Annotated in this window: 19 protein-coding genes and 1 riboswitch; of the genes, 15 read left to right on the forward strand and 4 right to left on the reverse strand. The window is 58.7% G+C overall.

The genetic code is table 11. From position 1 onward, the window contains the following. Nucleotides 1-19: 19 nt before the first annotated feature. From JNJ45_04790 to JNJ45_04800, 3 genes are read left to right on the forward strand one after another with little or no spacing between them, the layout of a single operon-like run. Entirely contained in the window at nucleotides 20-1,147 is a 1,128-nt protein-coding gene (locus JNJ45_04790) for a vitamin K epoxide reductase family protein (protein MBL8047979.1), read from the forward strand. Next, complete coding sequence (gene mnmA / locus JNJ45_04795; protein ID MBL8047980.1) at nucleotides 1,147-2,229, forward strand: tRNA 2-thiouridine(34) synthase MnmA; 1,083 nt, start codon at nucleotides 1,147-1,149, stop codon at nucleotides 2,227-2,229. The genes JNJ45_04790 and mnmA overlap by 1 nt, the downstream gene beginning before the upstream one ends. A 13-nt stretch (nucleotides 2,230-2,242) precedes the next feature. Continuing rightward, nucleotides 2,243-3,175, forward strand: a complete 933-nt coding sequence (locus JNJ45_04800) for a hypothetical protein (GenBank protein MBL8047981.1) — start codon at nucleotides 2,243-2,245, stop codon at nucleotides 3,173-3,175. Here JNJ45_04800 and JNJ45_04805 read toward each other — a convergent pair. Then, nucleotides 3,141-4,235 carry a hypothetical protein gene (locus JNJ45_04805; protein ID MBL8047982.1) on the reverse strand — a complete coding sequence of 365 codons (1,095 nt, stop codon included), beginning with the start codon at nucleotides 4,233-4,235 and terminating at the stop codon, nucleotides 3,141-3,143. The two genes, JNJ45_04800 and JNJ45_04805, sit on opposite strands and share 35 nt — an antisense overlap. A gap of 109 nt (nucleotides 4,236-4,344) precedes the next feature. On the opposite strand from JNJ45_04805, the gene JNJ45_04810 reads away from it, so the two are divergent. Next, nucleotides 4,345-5,421 carry a 3-deoxy-7-phosphoheptulonate synthase gene (locus JNJ45_04810; protein ID MBL8047983.1) on the forward strand — a complete coding sequence of 359 codons (1,077 nt, stop codon included), beginning with the start codon at nucleotides 4,345-4,347 and terminating at the stop codon, nucleotides 5,419-5,421. On the opposite strand, the gene JNJ45_04815 is transcribed toward JNJ45_04810, so the two are convergent. Both JNJ45_04815 and JNJ45_04820 read right to left on the reverse strand, forming a co-directional pair. Beyond that, the gene (locus JNJ45_04815; protein ID MBL8047984.1) at nucleotides 5,418-6,554 is read right to left on the reverse strand and encodes a hypothetical protein; all 1,137 of its coding nucleotides are present in this window, start codon (nucleotides 6,552-6,554) and stop codon (nucleotides 5,418-5,420) included. The two genes, JNJ45_04810 and JNJ45_04815, sit on opposite strands and share 4 nt — an antisense overlap. Nucleotides 6,555-6,557: 3 nt before the next feature. Further along, complete coding sequence (locus JNJ45_04820; GenBank protein MBL8047985.1) at nucleotides 6,558-7,862, reverse strand: dicarboxylate/amino acid:cation symporter; 1,305 nt, start codon at nucleotides 7,860-7,862, stop codon at nucleotides 6,558-6,560. Nucleotides 7,863-7,908: 46 nt separating this feature from the next. Here JNJ45_04820 and JNJ45_04825 point away from each other — a divergent pair, with 46 nt between their 5' ends. Continuing rightward, on the forward strand, nucleotides 7,909-8,256 hold the full coding sequence (locus JNJ45_04825) for a TfoX/Sxy family protein (GenBank protein ID MBL8047986.1): 348 nt from the start codon (nucleotides 7,909-7,911) through the stop codon (nucleotides 8,254-8,256). 8 nt (nucleotides 8,257-8,264) lie between these two features. After that, nucleotides 8,265-8,519 carry a hypothetical protein gene (locus JNJ45_04830; GenBank protein MBL8047987.1) on the forward strand — a complete coding sequence of 85 codons (255 nt, stop codon included), beginning with the start codon at nucleotides 8,265-8,267 and terminating at the stop codon, nucleotides 8,517-8,519. Here the strand turns inward: JNJ45_04830 and JNJ45_04835 are convergent. Further along, complete coding sequence (locus tag JNJ45_04835; protein MBL8047988.1) at nucleotides 8,516-8,962, reverse strand: D-tyrosyl-tRNA(Tyr) deacylase; 447 nt, start codon at nucleotides 8,960-8,962, stop codon at nucleotides 8,516-8,518. The genes JNJ45_04830 and JNJ45_04835 overlap by 4 nt on opposite strands. A 128-nt stretch (nucleotides 8,963-9,090) precedes the next feature. Between JNJ45_04835 and JNJ45_04840 the strand changes: the two genes are divergently transcribed. The 9 genes from JNJ45_04840 (at nucleotide 9,091) to JNJ45_04880 (ending at nucleotide 16,804) form a co-directional block, all read left to right on the forward strand. Then, entirely contained in the window at nucleotides 9,091-10,170 is a 1,080-nt protein-coding gene (locus tag JNJ45_04840; protein MBL8047989.1) for a hypothetical protein, read from the forward strand. A 131-nt stretch (nucleotides 10,171-10,301) separates the two neighbouring features. Beyond that, nucleotides 10,302-12,122, forward strand: coding sequence for a hypothetical protein (locus JNJ45_04845; GenBank protein ID MBL8047990.1), 1,821 nt, complete (start codon nucleotides 10,302-10,304; stop codon nucleotides 12,120-12,122). Nucleotides 12,123-12,158: 36 nt separating this feature from the next. Beyond that, a complete protein-coding gene (gene rpsT / locus JNJ45_04850) occupies nucleotides 12,159-12,410 on the forward strand; it encodes a 30S ribosomal protein S20 (protein MBL8047991.1) in 252 nt (83 codons plus the stop codon). 94 nt (nucleotides 12,411-12,504) lie between these two features. Beyond that, nucleotides 12,505-13,377 (forward strand): DM13 domain-containing protein, encoded by an 873-nt coding sequence (locus JNJ45_04855; protein ID MBL8047992.1) that lies wholly within the window; start codon nucleotides 12,505-12,507, stop codon nucleotides 13,375-13,377. A gap of 40 nt (nucleotides 13,378-13,417) precedes the next feature. Further along, nucleotides 13,418-13,858, forward strand: a complete 441-nt coding sequence (locus JNJ45_04860) for a hypothetical protein (protein MBL8047993.1) — start codon at nucleotides 13,418-13,420, stop codon at nucleotides 13,856-13,858. A gap of 60 nt (nucleotides 13,859-13,918) precedes the next feature. Next, the gene (locus JNJ45_04865; GenBank protein MBL8047994.1) at nucleotides 13,919-14,446 is read left to right on the forward strand and encodes an RNA polymerase sigma factor; all 528 of its coding nucleotides are present in this window, start codon (nucleotides 13,919-13,921) and stop codon (nucleotides 14,444-14,446) included. Between the two features lie 4 nt (nucleotides 14,447-14,450). Continuing rightward, nucleotides 14,451-14,717 (forward strand): hypothetical protein, encoded by a 267-nt coding sequence (locus JNJ45_04870; protein MBL8047995.1) that lies wholly within the window; start codon nucleotides 14,451-14,453, stop codon nucleotides 14,715-14,717. Between the two features lie 39 nt (nucleotides 14,718-14,756). Next, nucleotides 14,757-15,248: a hypothetical protein gene (locus JNJ45_04875; GenBank protein ID MBL8047996.1), complete on the forward strand. Its 492-nt coding sequence runs from the start codon at nucleotides 14,757-14,759 to the stop codon at nucleotides 15,246-15,248. Between the two features lie 20 nt (nucleotides 15,249-15,268). Next, nucleotides 15,269-15,332: riboswitch (S-adenosyl-L-homocysteine riboswitch) on the forward strand. A 53-nt stretch (nucleotides 15,333-15,385) separates the two neighbouring features. Beyond that, the gene (locus JNJ45_04880; GenBank protein MBL8047997.1) at nucleotides 15,386-16,804 is read left to right on the forward strand and encodes an adenosylhomocysteinase; all 1,419 of its coding nucleotides are present in this window, start codon (nucleotides 15,386-15,388) and stop codon (nucleotides 16,802-16,804) included. Nucleotides 16,805-16,839 lie beyond the last annotated feature (35 nt).

Genomic DNA, 16,839 nt, shown 5'->3' on the forward strand with positions numbered 1-16,839 from the left:
AAAAGGTACCCTTATAGCCGTGCGATTCCGTCAACTTCTCATCCTGCTGATGTTGCTTTCGTTCGCCGGAGCGTTTGTCGCCTCGGCGCTCACGCTCTCGCACTACATGGGGGCCAGCCTCTCTTGCACGGTCGCCGAAGCCTGCGAAAAGGTGCTGACGCACAAAAGCGCGACCTGGCTGGGGTTGCCGGTGGCGGTCTACGGCCTGCTCGCCTACGTGGATTTCATCGTGCTGTTTAGCCTGATGGCGCGGCCCGGCAAGACTCGACGCCAACTATGGCCTGTGATTGTCGGTCTAACGGGCGCGGGCGCGGCGATCAGCATGTACCTGCAGTACGTGGCCCTCGCGGTCATCGGCGCACGGTGCGATTGGTGCCTTAGCTCCGCCGCGATCATGATGGCGATTTTCCTGGGCTCGATCATGCTGAAGTCGGGCCTTGATGACGAAGAAGAAGTTGATCTTCTGCGGCCTATGGCCATTGGCGGCGTGGCTTGGCTTGCCATGTTTGGCTTGGTCGCCGTGACGCTCAAGCAAAAGAATACGAACCCAGTGACCAGCATGACCGGCCTGGACAAGGTCAAGGTGAGCGATGTGGTGAGCGATCCCGACAAGTACGCGATCGGCCCGAAGGACGCGAAGATCACGGTCGTTGAGTTCGCCGACATCTATTGCCCCGGCTGCCGCCGCTCGTATGCCGACTTTCACGCCTTGCTGAATTCGCCCAAGCTGAGCGGCAAGGTCCGCTTCATTTTCCGGCATTATCCGCTCACCGGCAAAGAGGGGCACGAGTTTAGCGACCTCGCTGCGATGGCGGTCGAATACGCCGCGAAGCAAGGGAAGTTCCAGCCCGTGCTCGACGCGTTCTTCACCACCGACGAAGAAGAGATTCGCAACGCCGCCGGCATCGCCAAGGTCCTGGATTCGAACGGCGTTTCTAGCGCGGGATTCGAAACCGAGCTCTCGAAGGGAGCGCAATGGCTGATTGATGCCGTAGAACTGGACAAGGCGAGCGCCGATCGCGTCGGCGTCTCGGCCACCCCCACGTATCTCGTGTTCGCGGAAGGCTTGCCAACCCGTTCGGCCGATCATCGCGTGATCATCGAGATGTGGGATCGCCCCGAATACGCGAACCTGCTGAAAAAGTAATGCCGAAGAAGCCCACCGTACTCGTCGCCATGTCCGGCGGCGTTGATAGTAGTGTTGTTGCCGCGCTCCTGATGGATCGCGGATATGACGTTATTGGGGTGACGATGCAGATTTGGCAGGAGTCGCAGCGCGACCCCCGCCATAGCGGGTGTTGCTCGCTGGGCGCGGTAGAAGATGCTCGTCGCGTGTGCCGCATTTTGGGCATGCCCTTGTATGTGATCAACTACAAGGACAAGTTTCGCGAGACGGTGATTGACCACTTTATCGACGAGTACGCGGCGGGGCGCACGCCAAACCCCTGTGTGGAATGCAACCGCAAGGTGAAGTTTGAGGCGCTGCTCCAGACCATGCACGAACTCGGTTGCGACAAACTCGCGACCGGGCACTATGCTCGCGTGCGACAAAATCGCGAAACCGGCGAGTACCGATTGCTCCGCGCGAAGGGCGGTATCAAGGATCAAAGCTACGTGCTGTATATGCTGAATCAGCAGCAACTGAGCCACGTCATGTTTCCGCTCGGCGAGATCGGCGGAAAGGTGATTACGCGCGAATTGGCCAAGCAATATGGGCTTCCGGTCGCGAACAAGCCCGACTCGCAGGAGATTTGTTTTGTGAGCGAGGCTGGTGGCTACCGCGAGTTTTTGCGAAAGGAACGCCCGGACCTCTTTGAGCCAGGCGAGGTGATTGACACCACTGGCGCTAAGGTGGCCGACCACGAAGGCGTGGTGGGGTTCACTGTCGGCCAGCGCAAGGGGCTCGGCCTGAGCACGGGCAAGCCGCTGTACGTGATTGGCCTTCGCCCGAACGAAGGGAAGGTGATCATCGGCGACGGCGACAGCCTGCTGCGGCGCGAAGTTCCGCTGGAGAAGATGCACTGGGGCACCGTGGGCGACGACGTTTACGACTTGCCGGTGCGCGCCAAGATCCGCTACAACATGGAAGCCGAACCGGCTCGCCTGTTCGGCGGCGAGCGTCCGCGGCTGGTGTTCTCGCGCCCGGTACGGGCCGTCACGCCGGGGCAGATCGCGGTGGCGTATCGCGGCGAAAGCGTCGTGGCCGGGGGCTCTATTGCCGCCTACTGAGTAGAATTGGCCGATGGCTAGGCAAAAGAACGATGGCTCACGGTTCGGGATCGCCGAATGGTTCGGTCGCGATTTTGCCGGTTTGAGCCAGAGTGAACGAGTTTCGCTCATTGAAGCCGCCAAATCTCGAACGCAGTCCGAGCGACCAATCTGCCCATTTAGGGCTGATCGTTCGGGCGTATTCAAACCCTGCTCGAAACAGAGCGGCATCTGTTCTATCAGGAAAGTTGGAGTTGCGGCTGAAGTAACCGTACATCCTGATAGCAATTTGCGTTGCCTGTGTCCGGTACGGTTTTATCAGAGCAACACTCTGTTGAACTGGGTAGGAAGCGAACTCTTGGGGGATCAGAACCCCGAGATGGTGAGCGAAATCCCCTTCCTCAAGTCCCCACGAGGCGAACTTGACGACGAGGTTTTGGGGAGCGATGGAGCAAGCGTTGGTCGGATTGATAACGTATTGGTTAGTCGAATCGCGGGCCGCATGGAATGGTGTGCGGTCGAAATGCAAGCGGTTTACTTTAGCGGTCCTGCGTTTTCAGATGACTTCAAGAGCATTGCGGCCACGCCGGACGGAATCCTCCATTTCCCGACAAAGATTCGGCGCCCCGATTACCGTAGTTCTGGGCCAAAAAGGCTGATGCCACAGCTTCAGATCAAGGTACCGACATTGCGGCGCTGGGGCAAAAAGATGGCGGTTGTCGTCGACGAAGCTTTCTTTGAGTCGCTCGGCAAAATGGAAACTGTCAGCCATATATCGAACGCCGATATTGCATGGTTCGTTGTTGGGTTCGATCAGGCGAAGGACGGATTCGAACTCATGCCTCGGACGGTGCACATGACGACGTTGGAACGAGCAGTCGAGGGCCTCACGAATGGCGTGCCTGTGACCCTGTCGCAGTTTGAGCTTGACATCACCGAGCGGTTGCGCTCTCGGGCAGCCAACTGAAATCTCGCGATATCAGGAGCTCCAGCTTTCGTTCATGGTGCGTACTTTTCATCGGAACCAGCCGAGTTTGGAAGCCGAATTGACGGGCCAAGGACTCAATGAACGGATTGTTATCATAGGTTGCTAACAGCGGGCCTCGGCACTTCTGCATAGCTCCAAACAGCGCTTCGTGGTCCAGTTCGTGGTGAGAGTAGAGCCTCCTTCCGGCAACCGGATAGGGCGGGTCAACGAAGTGGGCCGTCCTTCTATCTTCGGCTGAGCCCTGAAGAGCCCGAATGCCATCACCCTCGGTTAGCCGAAACTGGTGTCGCAGTTGGTCGATCGCAAGAATTCGCTTGGCAAGTGTTTCGGGATACCAGCGGCTTGCAATTCCTTTTCCAGCTTCGCCGGTCTTAACCAGCCCCGCTCCCTGCGCGAGAATTCCTCCTCGGCTCGCGCGATTTCGAATGATGGTTCGAAACGCCTGATCCACTTGTTCCGTTGGGTTGCTTTGAAGGATCTCGTTGACCGAGTCCACGTTGAACCTAAAGGTTCGGATTCTATCGCAAAGCTGAGTTCCGCAGCCTTCAAATATTACACGCCACACTACGGCTACATCGGCGTCGAGTTCGACGAGTTCGCTCAGTTCCACAAATCTCTCAAAGACCGCGGCGAGGGAGATTCCCGCCCCACCCGCAAACGGCTCCAGAAGTCGAGTAGTTCCGAGTGGAAACGAAGCCATCCATGCTCGGGCCAGCGGAATGAGCCACGTTTTTCCGCCTGGATAGCGAAATGGGCTTCGTTGCGGAACCGAGGCAACGTTGACGGCGGGTGCGAACTCAAGGTCGGGGAAAAGGGTCTCCAATTGGGGCGGTTCCTTGATCGCGGTGAGTTGCGGTTTCGCCTTGCGCTCAGAGTCGTAAGCCGCAATGGAATCCGTGAGGGCAAGCCAGTCGCGTCCTGCTCGTACCCCTTCGATGCGCCCCTCGCGAATCAACAAGCGGACGTGCTGGACAGTACACTCCAAGAGTTCTGCCGCTTTATTCGTGGTGATGAGGCCAGCCGACCGTAGGTCTTCCATTGTTCTCTAGAGAATATACTAAGAGACGGTCGCAAGAGTCAACAAGATGTCAAATAGTTTTCCCCCGAATCAATCGTCCGTTGGCCCCGATCCTGCACTGAATCCTGCCATGACTTCTCGTTCCGGGCGGACGGACGACCTGCGCATTCGCGCCGTGAAGGAGCTCGCGCCGCCGATGCACCTCATGCGTGAGTTCCCGATCACTGCGCGCGCTGAGCAGACCGTCGAGCAGGCGCGCGAGGCCGCGCACCGCATTTTGCACGGCTCGGATAGCCGCTGCCTTGTCGTGGTGGGGCCGTGCAGCATCCACGATGCCGATGCCGCCATCGAATTCGGGCAACGGTTGCGAGGGCTACAGGACGAGCTAGAGAATGACCTGCTCTTGGTCATGCGCGTGTACTTCGAAAAACCGCGCACCACGATCGGCTGGAAGGGCTACATCAACGACCCCTACCTGGACGGCAGTTACCAAATTAACGAGGGGCTGAGACTGGCGCGCAAGCTCTTGCTCGACCTCAACGAACTCGGCGTGCCGGCGGGGACCGAATACCTCGATATGATCACGCCCCAATATCTCTCGGACCTCGTGAGTTGGGGGGCGATTGGTGCGCGCACCACCGAATCGCAGGTTCACCGCGAACTGGCGAGTGGTCTCAGCTGCCCGGTCGGGTTCAAAAACGGTAGCGACGGTAACGTCCGCGTGGCCGTGGACGCGATGAAGGCGGCGGCGGTGCCGCACCACTTCCTCTCGGTCACCAAGGGCGGCATCAGCGCGATTGTCTCCACCGCCGGAAACGAAGATTGCCACGTGATTTTGCGGGGCGGAAAGTCGCCCAATTTTGACGCCGATTCCGTGGAATCCGCGGCCACGATTCTCGCGAAAGCGGGTCTCGCCAGCCGCATCATGATCGACTGTTCGCACGCGAATAGCGGCAAGGACGCGACCCGTCAACCGGTGGTTCTCGCCGATGTTGCGGGGCAACTCGCGGCCGGTGACACGCGCGTAATCGGGGTGATGCTCGAAAGCCACCTTATCGCGGGGCGACAAGACGTGGAAGCGAAGCCGCTGACCTACGGCATGAGCGTGACCGACGCCTGCATTGGCTGGGACGAAACCGCGACGAGCCTGCGGGCTCTGGCGAAGGCCGTCCGCGACCGCCGCAAGATTCTGGCCGAAGACGCCTAGGGTTCAGCTGGGAATTGCGGCGTCGAACGGGTGTAAACCAAGTCGATCCGCCCCTGCTCTAAGCCGCCCTCAGAGTAGATTTCATAGCTACCCGAGCCAGTCTGAGCGTAAACAAAGTCCTTGCCGCTCAGCGGATCGTGGCGATCAGCTTCGGCGGTGAAGTCTTTCAGGGCACCCGGCAACCGGGCGTGCTGCCACCGATAAAGCTCGACTTTTGCCATCAGGCGAGCCAGCCGCAACTGCGTGCGTGACCGTGCCATGACGCTCAGCCAGCCGGTATAGTCCGGCATGAGGTCGTCCAAGAAGCCGACCGTGGGGACGTCGATCACCCAGTTCTTCTCAGGTTGCTTGAGAGTCTCAATGGCGCGGCTGCCGACGTCACGAAGTATGGAGATCGCGCTCCCAATTTCTCGCGCCAAGTCTTGCGGGCTCAGTTCACGCAACTTCTTGCTGGTTTCCGGTTCTTCGCCCTCCGCGTTCACGAGGAATTCCTTGTGCGCGCGAGGATCCTTTTGGAAGTCGGTGAACATCTTGATGGCTCCGCCGATCTCGCCCGATATTGCGTTGAGGGTGGATTCGTCGCCTCGCAACATCTGATCAAGTTCGCGGTCGAGCCGCTCCAAGTCGGGCACGGGCAAGCGCGGAATGGTTCGCGACAACGTCATAAGGCCGACGCCATCGCCGGCAATACCAACCAATCGGAAAATTATGTTCGCATCCAGACGGCGGCTAAACTTGAGCCCCGTGAGGATGGTGCTAGTTGACTTCTGCCACTGGCCGGCGGCCGCTTCGGCGTAGGCAGTTTCGTACGTGCCACGCAGCAACTCGCGAAAGTGCGTCAGCTCAGGGAAGGTTGATGTCCAGTCCTCGAGACCGGTACGAGTCGCTGGCTTGCGATTCCCGTCCTCGATGAGCTTGATCATCGGCTCCATCAAGACGGCGATCTTTTTCGCCTTCTCCAGGACCGGCGCATCCGAGCGCGTCAGTTCGCGCAGATTTTTCGTTTTGGCCATGTCCGCGGCGATGACATAGTCTTGATAACCGTTCGTCACGTCTCGCGACGAGAACAATTGCGAAAAGAGACTGGGCCCGGCCTGAGCAAAGACAAGGGCGGCAATGGCGGAGGTGAGCATTTGTTACGCCTCGATGGGAGCCGGAAGCTCGCGCTCGCTCCCCGCCACGCAGGCAGCAATCGCGATGTCGCCGGTCACATTCAGGACGGTGCGGCTCATGTCCAAAATTCGGTCCACGCCAAGGCAAATGCCGATGGCTTCGGCAGGCACGCCGATCTTCACCAAGATTAGGGCGATCATCGGCCACGCGCCACCCGGGACGCCCGCGGTTCCCACCCCGGCCAAAATCGCGAGCCCCATCACCGTGAGCTGTTGGCCGAGATCGAGGCTTACGCCGAACATTTGCGCCAGAAACAGTATAGTGATCCCCTCAAACAGCGCAGTTCCGTTTTGGTTCGCGGTGGCGCCCACGGTCAGCACAAAGCGGCTGATGGTTGGCGGCAATCCAACTTCTTCCTCGGCGACTTTGAGCGCAGTCGGAAGCGTGGCGTTGCTGCTGCTCGTCGAAAATGCGGTGAGCATCACCGAGCGAATCTGCCGGAAGAATTGCCACGGATTGCGCTTGGCAAAGACGCGGAGCATCACGCTGTAAACCACGAACTGGTGGATGAGCAGGGCCACCATCACCACCACGACGTACTTGCCGAGCGCGATAAATGCCTCCGGCCCCAAGGTCGCGGCGACCGAAAACACCAGCGCAAACACCCCGATGGGCGCGAGCTTCATCGCCATGTCAATGATGCGCAGCGAGACCGCAAACAGCCCATCCAAAAAGGCCTTGACGGGCGCGGCGCGCTCGGGCTCCACCCCGGCCAAAGCGATGCCGAAGATCAGCGCGAACACCATAAATGGCAGCAATCCGCCGTCGAGCGCCTTCACCGCCTGCTCCAGCGGGTTGCGAGGAATCAACTCGACAATCGTGTCCGCGGCGGACTTGACTTCCTTGGATTTCTCGACGCTCTTGGTCGCATCGGCTTTTTTGCCGATCGTGGTTTCCAGTTTCTGAACCTGCTCGGGCGTAAAGCCGCTGCCTGGTTTGAACGTGTTGACCATGCCCACGCCGATGGCGACGGCGATCCCACTGAACAAAATCGTGAAGGCAAGGCACTTCATGCCGACGCGCCCGATTTTGGCGGCGTCGCCGAGTTCGCTCACACCCAGCACCAGCGCCGAAAACAGGAGCGGCACCACGATCATGAAGATCAGGTTGAGGAAGATCGCCCCGATCGGCTTCATCACGTTGGTGACCAAGCCTTCGAGGAAGGGCCACGCCATCTGCTGGGCGATCGCCCCGCAAATCGCTCCCAAAAGAAGGCCGAGCAGCACCTTGGTGTGCATGGCCATGCCGCGTCGTTCGGACGAACTCATGGCGGGCAGTTTACATGGGTCAGCGAGAAACCGCTACAGTAACGCTATGCCTTTGACAAAAGAGGTGTTCGATTCGACGGTGGCTGTGTTGCAAGGAGTTCGCCCGGTGACCTGGCGAAAGATGTTCGGCGGGGCTGGATTCTATGTGGATGGCGTGTTTTTCGCGCTGCTCGATGATGATCGCCTGTTCTTTAAGGTGGACGACCACAGCAAGGGCGAGTACGAAGAGCGGGGAATGGAGCCGTGGGTGTGGGATGGCAATGTGAGCGACGCTTACCGTGAGCTGCCAGAAGAGATCATGGCTTCCGACGAGCAGCTGGGATTGTGGATTGACGAGGCGGTGCAAGCCGCAATTCGTCGCAAGAGCAAAACAAAGACCAAGAAATCGAAGTAGAGTAAGGCATGGCTACCGATCCCGCCGATGTTTCTAGCACCAAGTACGTGCGAGCCATGCTCGCCAAGTTTGGCGTTGACGCCACCATGGCCGATGTTCGCGTTCACCACGGCATCGTATCCATTCGCGGATCGCTCAAGACCGTGAAGGGTTCGGAGTCGGAAGGGCAGGACCTCCGCGCCATCGTCGAAGGCATGGCGAAAGGACTCAAAAACAAGCCCGGCATCAAAGATGTCGTGATCGAAGCGAGTTACCGCAGTTAGGCTCGGCTGTCCAAAATCAGCGTGACCGGCCCGTCGTTAACGAGGCTGACCTGCATGTTCGCGCCAAACACGCCCTCGGCAAGGGTGGCTCCACATGCGCGCAGCGCGGCCGTGAACTGGTTGTAAAGCTCAAGGCCACGATCATAGGGCGCGGAGCCGACAAAGCTCGGGCGACGACTCTTGCGGGCATCGCCATAGAGCGTGAACTGGCTGACCACCAAGATTTCGCTGAGGCCCGCATCGGCCAGGGAGAGGTTCATCTTGCCGTCGGCGTCGCTGAGGATGCGCATGCCCCAAATGCGGTCGGCCAACCAGACGGCGTCGGCGTCCGTGTCGTCGGTTGCCCCGGCGACCAAAACGAGGAAGCCCGGCCCGATTCGCCCCGTAATTTTGCCAGAAATGCACACCTCGGCCTCGGTGACCCTTTGAACTACCGCCCGCATCATTTGAGTTTACAGCTTGTGGGCCGAGCCGGTATTTCATACATCATTCATAAAATTTAGGTTAAGAATACGTATTTTCGGTGTACAATTCGTTTGGGCAACTCTCTTGCTATAAAGGTAGGAAAATCATGAAGAAATTTGCAATCCTCGCGATGACGCTTGGACTGGGCATCGTAGCTCAGGCACAACCCTTTTATCTCCGCGGTTCCATCAACAACTGGGACACTAGCGCCGAATTTCTGCTGCAGTCGGGCACAACATACGAAGCTGCGGTTACCGGCCTCAACCCGGGCGACGACCACCAATTCAAGATGGGCAACGCCGACTGGACCATCGTGCAACCGAGCGGCTTCCAAAATCTGCGCGCTCGCGTGAACGCTTCGGGCGAAATCCGATGCCGCCTCTACGATGTGGAAACTCCGAACGACGGTTGGCTTCCCAACTCGCGCCGCGTGGGCATCGTCAACGTGGGCACGACGTACGAACTGATTGGCGAACTGACCGGCTGGGGCTTCGGTATTCCGATGACCATGAACGGTTCGGTCGAATCGGCTGTGGCTGACCTCGATGGCGGTCGCAACAACGAATTCAAGTTCCGCGGCACGGGCGGCGACTGGTCGTATAACGTCGGCAACGACCTTGGCGAAGCCAACAACATCGCGATTGCCCCGGCCAGCGCGGGTGCACACAGCTTTGAACTCGACATCCTGAACGGCAAGTACCGCATCGTCGAAGCTTCTGCGAACAAGGCCGCCGGTGTCATCAACCTGGGCAACTACGCTGGTCAAGTTCCGAACAGCGACAAGGTCCGCATTTCGATGCAAGTGATGGACTCGGCGAACAACGTTGTCCAAACGACGGCTTACATCGTGGATGCCGCGACGCAAAACTTCAACTACAGTGTGGTGCTCCACCCGTCGATCACCGGTACGGCGAAGATTCGCTTTGATGGCCCGACGTGGATCAGCCGCGTGGTCGCGTTCGACGTCATCAACGGCACGGCTTCGGTCAACGTGACCCTGCCGAACGGCGACTCGAACAACGACACCATTGTTGACATTGGTGACTACACGATCCTTGCCGCTGCGTTCGACGCAAACTTTGGTGAAGGCAACTACGTGGAAGGTGCCGACCTCAACAAGGATGCGATTGTCGACATTGCTGACTACACCATCCTCGCCGGTTCGTTCGACGCTTCGGACGAGTAAGCGAGATTCCTCGATAACCGTGGGCGGGCGGCGATCCAGTTGGATCGCCGCCCGTTCGTTTTGAGCATAGCCAGGGCCAAAAATGCTACAATAGAAATTCGCGTCACTCTCGACGAGACTACGAGGAACCCTTGGCAAAAGCGATTCAAATTCAACCCGAAGAAGCCCGTGCGCGGGCCTACGCCGACCGCTTGATTCTCCAAAAGCTCACCGAACTGCAGTCGGTGGTAAAGCTCAGCGAGATCGCAGAAGACCTGAGCAAGGACGGCTTGACGCTGGGCAGCATTCGAGCCCTGCTCGCCTCGAACGAAGAAAAGTTTGCCTATCACGAGCGCCGCTGGGTGCCCGCCGCCCGCATTGAAGGGGCCGGTCGTCCCGTTCTCGAATGCGTGCGCCTGATCGTGGATCGCTTCGGCGGCCCGATGCCGATCGAACTCGTCGTGCGCGAAGTCTGCCTCCTGCGCGGTGGAGTCGAATCCGAAGTTGAAGCGCAAGTTATGCGCCTGGCCAACAGCGCGCCCGAACTGTTTATCACCGAGAACCTCGAAGTTTGCCTTCGGTCGTGGACTTTTGCCGCAACCGATGAATCCACCGATGCGGCCTACACCAAGTTTGGTGTGAAGGCGGAAGACGTCGCCGCGCTCGCCGCGAAGCTCGAAGGAGTGAACTGGCTGGCCAAGGGCAGCGTGCAAGAAGCGCTCAAGAAGACTGGCGCGGTGAACGTGAAAGCGCTCGGCGCCGTGGTTTGGCAAAGCCAAAACTCGCAAGACCCGCGAGCCCACCTTTTCTACAACTGGCGCGAATTCTCGGTCGCTCTCTTCAGCACCGACGGTTTCGTGCACGGCTCCGATGGCGTGCTCTATCCGCTCGAAGACGCCAAGAAGTGGATCAGCACAGCCGTGAAACTGGCTGACCGCATCGCCCCGACGGTGGAAATCGAAGACGTTCAGCCGATCGAAGTTAAGGCCGCGGACGTCGAGCGCATCGTCAAGAAGATCGTCGGCAGCGAAGACTCGGTGCCCGCCACGCAACTCCTGGAAGAGTTTTACGAAATCACGCCGAGCGTCAAGACGTTCCCCGACGATCTGGAGAACCTCAAGAAGGCGCTCGTGGATCACGGCGGAGTCTGGTGGGTTGGCGGCGACCGCTTCCGCAAGCCGAAGACCGCCCCCGACTTTATCTATTCGGTGCCCGAGGTCTTTGACTTCGAAGAAAGCGACATCACTGACGAGGATGGCGACTATGTGGATTCGGAAATCACCGACGAAGGTCTCAGCACAACCCTGCGCAAGTTGCTGAACCACCCGCTGGCCACCGACGTGCTGGACGAAGAAATTCTTCCTGCGCCGAAGCAGCAGCCGGAAACCCTCCGCTTGGTGCTCCGCACGATTCACCGCGAAATCGGGACGTTCCCGATGTCGCAAATTCCCACTGGCTGGATGGACGACCAACCTGGCATTCAGGAACTCATTTTCGTGGACCCGGCGGGTCGCGAAGCTCAGGTCTGGCTGAACTCGGACGCTCGCCTGATGTTCGGTCTGCTGGAGTGGTTCTTCGAGCAACCGGTCGAATCCGGCGCGGTCTTTACGCTGAGCAAGACGCACAAGCCGAACGTGTTTAACTTCTCGTGGCTGGAGCAAACCGACCCGGTTGTGTTCATCTCGAACCAACGCATGGAAGAACTGCGCACGATTCAAGCCGAGGCCGAAGGGAAGTCCACCTTGCAGTTGCTGCAAGAAGTGATGTCGCACTGGCCGAAGGGTGCTGACTTCCTGACGATCCTGTGGGAACTCAACGTAGTGCGCCGCACGCGCCGCCGCCTCGTGGCCAGTTTGCTCACCAACTACCACTCGTTCTATCAGCGCAGCGGTTCGCCGGTTTGGCACTTCGATGCCAAGAAGGTGGAGCAGGGCTTCGACAAGACCAAGAAGAAGTTCCTCATTAAGCGCTAAAAGTTGGGTATCATCTGACGTTACTGGAAATTATCAATGGCAAACATTAAGTCAATGAAGAAGGATCTTCGCCGCAACGCGAAGAAGCGAGCCGTGAACCTCGCAATGAAGAGCAGCTTGAAGACCTACATCAAGAAGGCGAAGGGCGAAGGTTCGGCCGATACCGTGACCAAGGCCGTCAAGGCTCTGGACAAGGCCGTGCAACGTGGCATCATCCACAAGAACCAAGCCGCGCGCCGCAAATCGCGCATGATGCTGGCCGCCAACAAGGCTGCCGCCGCAAAGTAACCTAGTTTAGGTTCAAATCAAAAGCCGAGACCCGCAGGTCTCGGCTTTTTTTCATTTTGTGGATGGAATTTTGGGGGTGTCGCATTGACTATACATGGCACTCAACAAGACCAAGAAAATCCTCCTTATCACCGCCATTCCCGTCGCCATCGCCGGCTGGGCACTCTTCCGCCCCGAACTGGCGCTCATCAACAAGACGGTCAACGAATCGGCCCCGAGCGCCGCGACCAGCAAGGTGCTCGCCGCCGGCCAATTCGAGAGCTTCGCTCACGAAACCGTGGGCAACGCTCAGTTCATCAACGACGGCGGCAAGACCATCCTTCGCCTGACGAACTTCAAGACTTCGAACGGTCCCGACGTACGGGTGCTGCTGGTCCGCGGCGACAACGCCCAGAAGTTCGGCGACGACTATCTTGATCTCGGCGAGATCAAGGGTAATCACGGCGATCAGAACTATGTGTTGCCGGCCGGCACGGAGATTAGCTCCTACCAAGCGGTGAGCATTTGGTGCAAGCGCTTCAACGTCTCCTTCGGTGGAGCCAAGCTGAAGTCCGAAAAGGTTCAGGCATCGCTCCCCACCGTGGCGAGCACCCGCCTGGCTGCGTTCGGCGAGATCAAGGTTACCGGCGGCAAGTTCTCCGGCGCGGCCGGTCGCGCCGATATGATCGAGAACGACGGCAAACGCCTCCTGCGGCTCTCGGGTGTCAAGGTGAAAGGGCTCGAGCTCTACCTCCTTAAGAAGGAGACCTACTCCAAGTCGGTGGACATTTCGAAGGTGACCAAGGAATTCTTGGGCGCAACGAAGTCCGCGGCCACTCAACAATTTTCCGTCTCCAAAGACCTTGACCTCTGGCTTTACCGCTCGGTAGTTCTCGTTGATCCCAAAACGAAAACGGTCAAAGCTTCCGCCGCCCTGCGCTCGGATCAAGAGCAAAAGTCCGGCTCGTCACTCTCGCTTGCGATCTAGCTTCGCTCGCCCCGACCTTGAAACCACTCATCACAACAACATGAAACTCACAACAATCGCTCTGTCCCTCGCCCTCGGCCTCTCGACCTTCGCTCCGGCGATCACCCAAGCTCACGCGTCGCAAGACATGAAGCCCGGCATGAAGCAAGGCTCAATGGCGATGATGATGACGTCGTCCAAATTCTCCGGAATTGAAGTGAATGGCGGAACCGTCTCGGCTAGCATGAACAAGGGCATGATCACCCTCACGCTCAGCGACGACTTCAAGACCCCGAAGTCGCCCGCGCCGCACTGGCAGGTCGTGGACAGCAAGGGTAACGTCTATCTGCTCAAGCAACTGCGCATCAAGGACGACATGGAAAACCGGTCGATTCAGCTGCCGTCCTACATCAAGAGCGTGGCCAAGGTGCAAATCTGGTGCTCATATGCAGAAGTCAACCTGGGAGAAGCAAAGTTCAGCAAGCCGATGATGGCCCGCTGAAGCTACTCAACCCCACAACCGGCCCCGCCCGAAAGGCGGGGCACAAACGCACCGACCACCATGTTTAACCGCTCACGCCAACCGGGAACAAAGTCCAGCCTCGCGCTGGCGATTGACGAGAATCTCGAACTTCTGTTTCGGGTCGCTCGCCAACTTACGGGCAACGATACGGACGCCGAGGACATCGTTGGTCAAACGCTCCTCCAAGCCACCAAAGCGTGGCCGAGGTTCGATGGACGCCATCCGCGAGCCTGGCTGCTCACCATTCTTCGCAATGAGTTCTTCGCCTCGGCTCGCTGGGCTAAAGCTCGGCCGGAGGTTCCCATTGAAGACTCGCAAGAGCCGATGGACAACACCTTTTGGCATGAGATTGATTGGCGTCTCATTGGCGATGGCCTCAGCAAAATCCTCACTGCCTTGCCGGACGAGTTCCGGCACGTCATCGCCCTGTGCGATATCGAAGAAGTGAGCCGGGACGAGGCGGCGCTGGTGCTGAATGTGCCGGTCGGAACGATCAATTCCCGGTTGCACCGGGGCAGAAAACTTTTGAGAGAACGCGTTATTCGAGAATTGGGCCTGTCCCACTAAGATCATGAAACATCACAACACCGAAGGTCCTCCGTGCCGTGGCATGGAAAAGCTGCTTCAAGAAGCCGCTGACGACAAACTTGGCCCGATTCGGCGCCTTTACGTTTTGGCCCACGCGGCGCGGTGCCGACGCTGCGGCTCGTTCTTGGAGCGCATGCGCATGACGTTGGCCGCCCTGGCTCAAGAGAAGCAGGCCGCTCCGGCAGACGCGTTGGCGCGGCTCCGCGCAAAGCACATGCCAATCGGAGATGGCGAAGAGAAGTCCGGCTAATTCGGCCACTTCTCTTTTGCGACTGACGTACAAGTGGTCATGTTAGCTTCGCTCGCTCTCGCCGTCACGGCTGTTCAAGCCGCCGCTCCGCCCGTCAATACCGAGTTCGATTTCTGGGTTGGCAAGTGGTCCAGCGAGGGCCGCATGCGCTCAGCACCCGGAAAGGATGAGTGGACGGTGACCAAAGGCACCAACATCATCAAGAAGCAGCTGAAGAATCAGGTGATAGAGGAGAACTTCAGCATGACCGGCTTTGCGGGGCGGAGTTGGACGATGTACCACGCGCCGAGCAAGACGTGGCGGCAGACTTGGGTGGATGATTCGGGGGCATACCTGACGTTCACCGGTGGATGGAACGCCGAGACCAAGCAGATGATCCTGACGCAGACCTTCCCGCAGCGCGGCGAGCAGTTCAGTCGCATGGTGTTTCGCGACTTCACGAAAACGGGATTCACCTGGGATTGGCAACTCTCGACGGACAACCAGAAAACTTGGGAAACGCAGTGGCTCTTGACCTACAAACGCAAGTGATTTGACGTATAATTGAGGGTAGCTGAGGAGCGCTGCGATCTCCGAAGGAGACCAGGCTCAGCACACTAACGGCGCTCGCGATCAATCCGGATCGCGGGCGTTTTGCTTTCGATCTGGGTTCAAAAGGATTGAAGCAGATGAGTTCAAACACAACCTCTCCCACATTCTTGGATTACCACGTCGCGAACCTGGACCTGGCCGCTTGGGGCCACAAGGAAATCCGAATCGCCGAAACCGAAATGCCCGGTCTCATGGCGATCCGCGACGAGTACAAGGCGAGTCAGCCGCTGAAGGGCGCAAAGATCGCCGGCTCGCTCCACATGACCATCCAAACCGCGGTCCTCATCGAGACCCTCATTGCGCTTGGCGCCGAGGTTCGATGGGCGAGCTGCAACATTTTTTCAACGCAAGACCATGCGGCGGCGGCGATTGCCGACCAGAAGATCCCCGTATTCGCGTTCAAGGGCGAAAACCTCGACGAGTACTGGGACTTTACGCACCGCATTATGGAGTGGCAAGATGGCGGCACCCCTAACATGATTCTGGACGATGGGGGCGACGCCACCATGCTGGTGCTGCTGGGTAGCCAAGCGGAGACCGACATCTCGGTGCTCGACAACCCGGATAGCGAAGAGGCCGTTTGCTTCTTCAATTCGATCCGCCGCAAGCTTGCGCAAGACCCGACCTTCTACAGCCGGATCAAGGCGAACATTCAGGGCGTTAGCGAAGAAACCACGACCGGCGTGAAGCGACTGTATCAGCTGCAAAAGGACGGCAAGCTGCCGTTTGCGTGCTTCAACGTGAACGACTCGGTGACGAAGTCGAAGTTCGATAACCTTTACGGCTGCCGCGAATCGCTGGTGGATGGCATTAAGCGCGCCACCGACGTGATGATCGCCGGCAAGGTCGCGTTGGTCTGCGGCTACGGCGACGTGGGCAAGGGAAGTGCGCAGGCTCTGCGCGCTCTGAGCGCCCAAGTGTGGGTCACCGAGTGCGACCCGATCTGTGCGCTGCAGGCGGCAATGGAAGGCTATCGCGTGGTGACCACGGACTACGCCGCCGACAAGGCAGACATCTTCGTCACCGCCACCGGCAACAAGAACGTGATTACGCATGACCACATGGCCGCGATGAAGGACCAGGCGATTGTCTGCAACATCGGCCACTTCGACAACGAGATTGAAGTTGCCGCGTTGGAGCAGTACGAGTGGGAAGAAATCAAGCCGCAGGTAGATCACGTGATCTTCCCGAACGGCAAGCGCATTATCCTGCTCGCCAAGGGCCGCCTGATCAACCTTGGTTGCGGCACGGGTCACCCAAGCTACGTCATGAGCTCGTCGTTTGCGAACCAAGTTTTGGCGCAGATTGAACTGTGGCAAGAGCGCGGCAAGTACGCTCCCGGGGTTTACGTGCTTCCGAAGCAACTTGATGAGAAAGTCGCCCGCTTGCAACTGAGCAAACTCGGCGTGGAACTCACCACGCTCTCGAACGACCAAGCGTCGTACATCGGCGTGGACGTGGCTGGGCCGTACAAGCCCGACACCTACCGCTACTAAGAAGCATAAAGCGGGGCGGCTGAATCTAGCCGCCC

The organism is Chthonomonas sp., assembly GCA_016788425.1.
Classification (GTDB): domain Bacteria; phylum Armatimonadota; class Fimbriimonadia; order Fimbriimonadales; family Fimbriimonadaceae; genus JAEURQ01.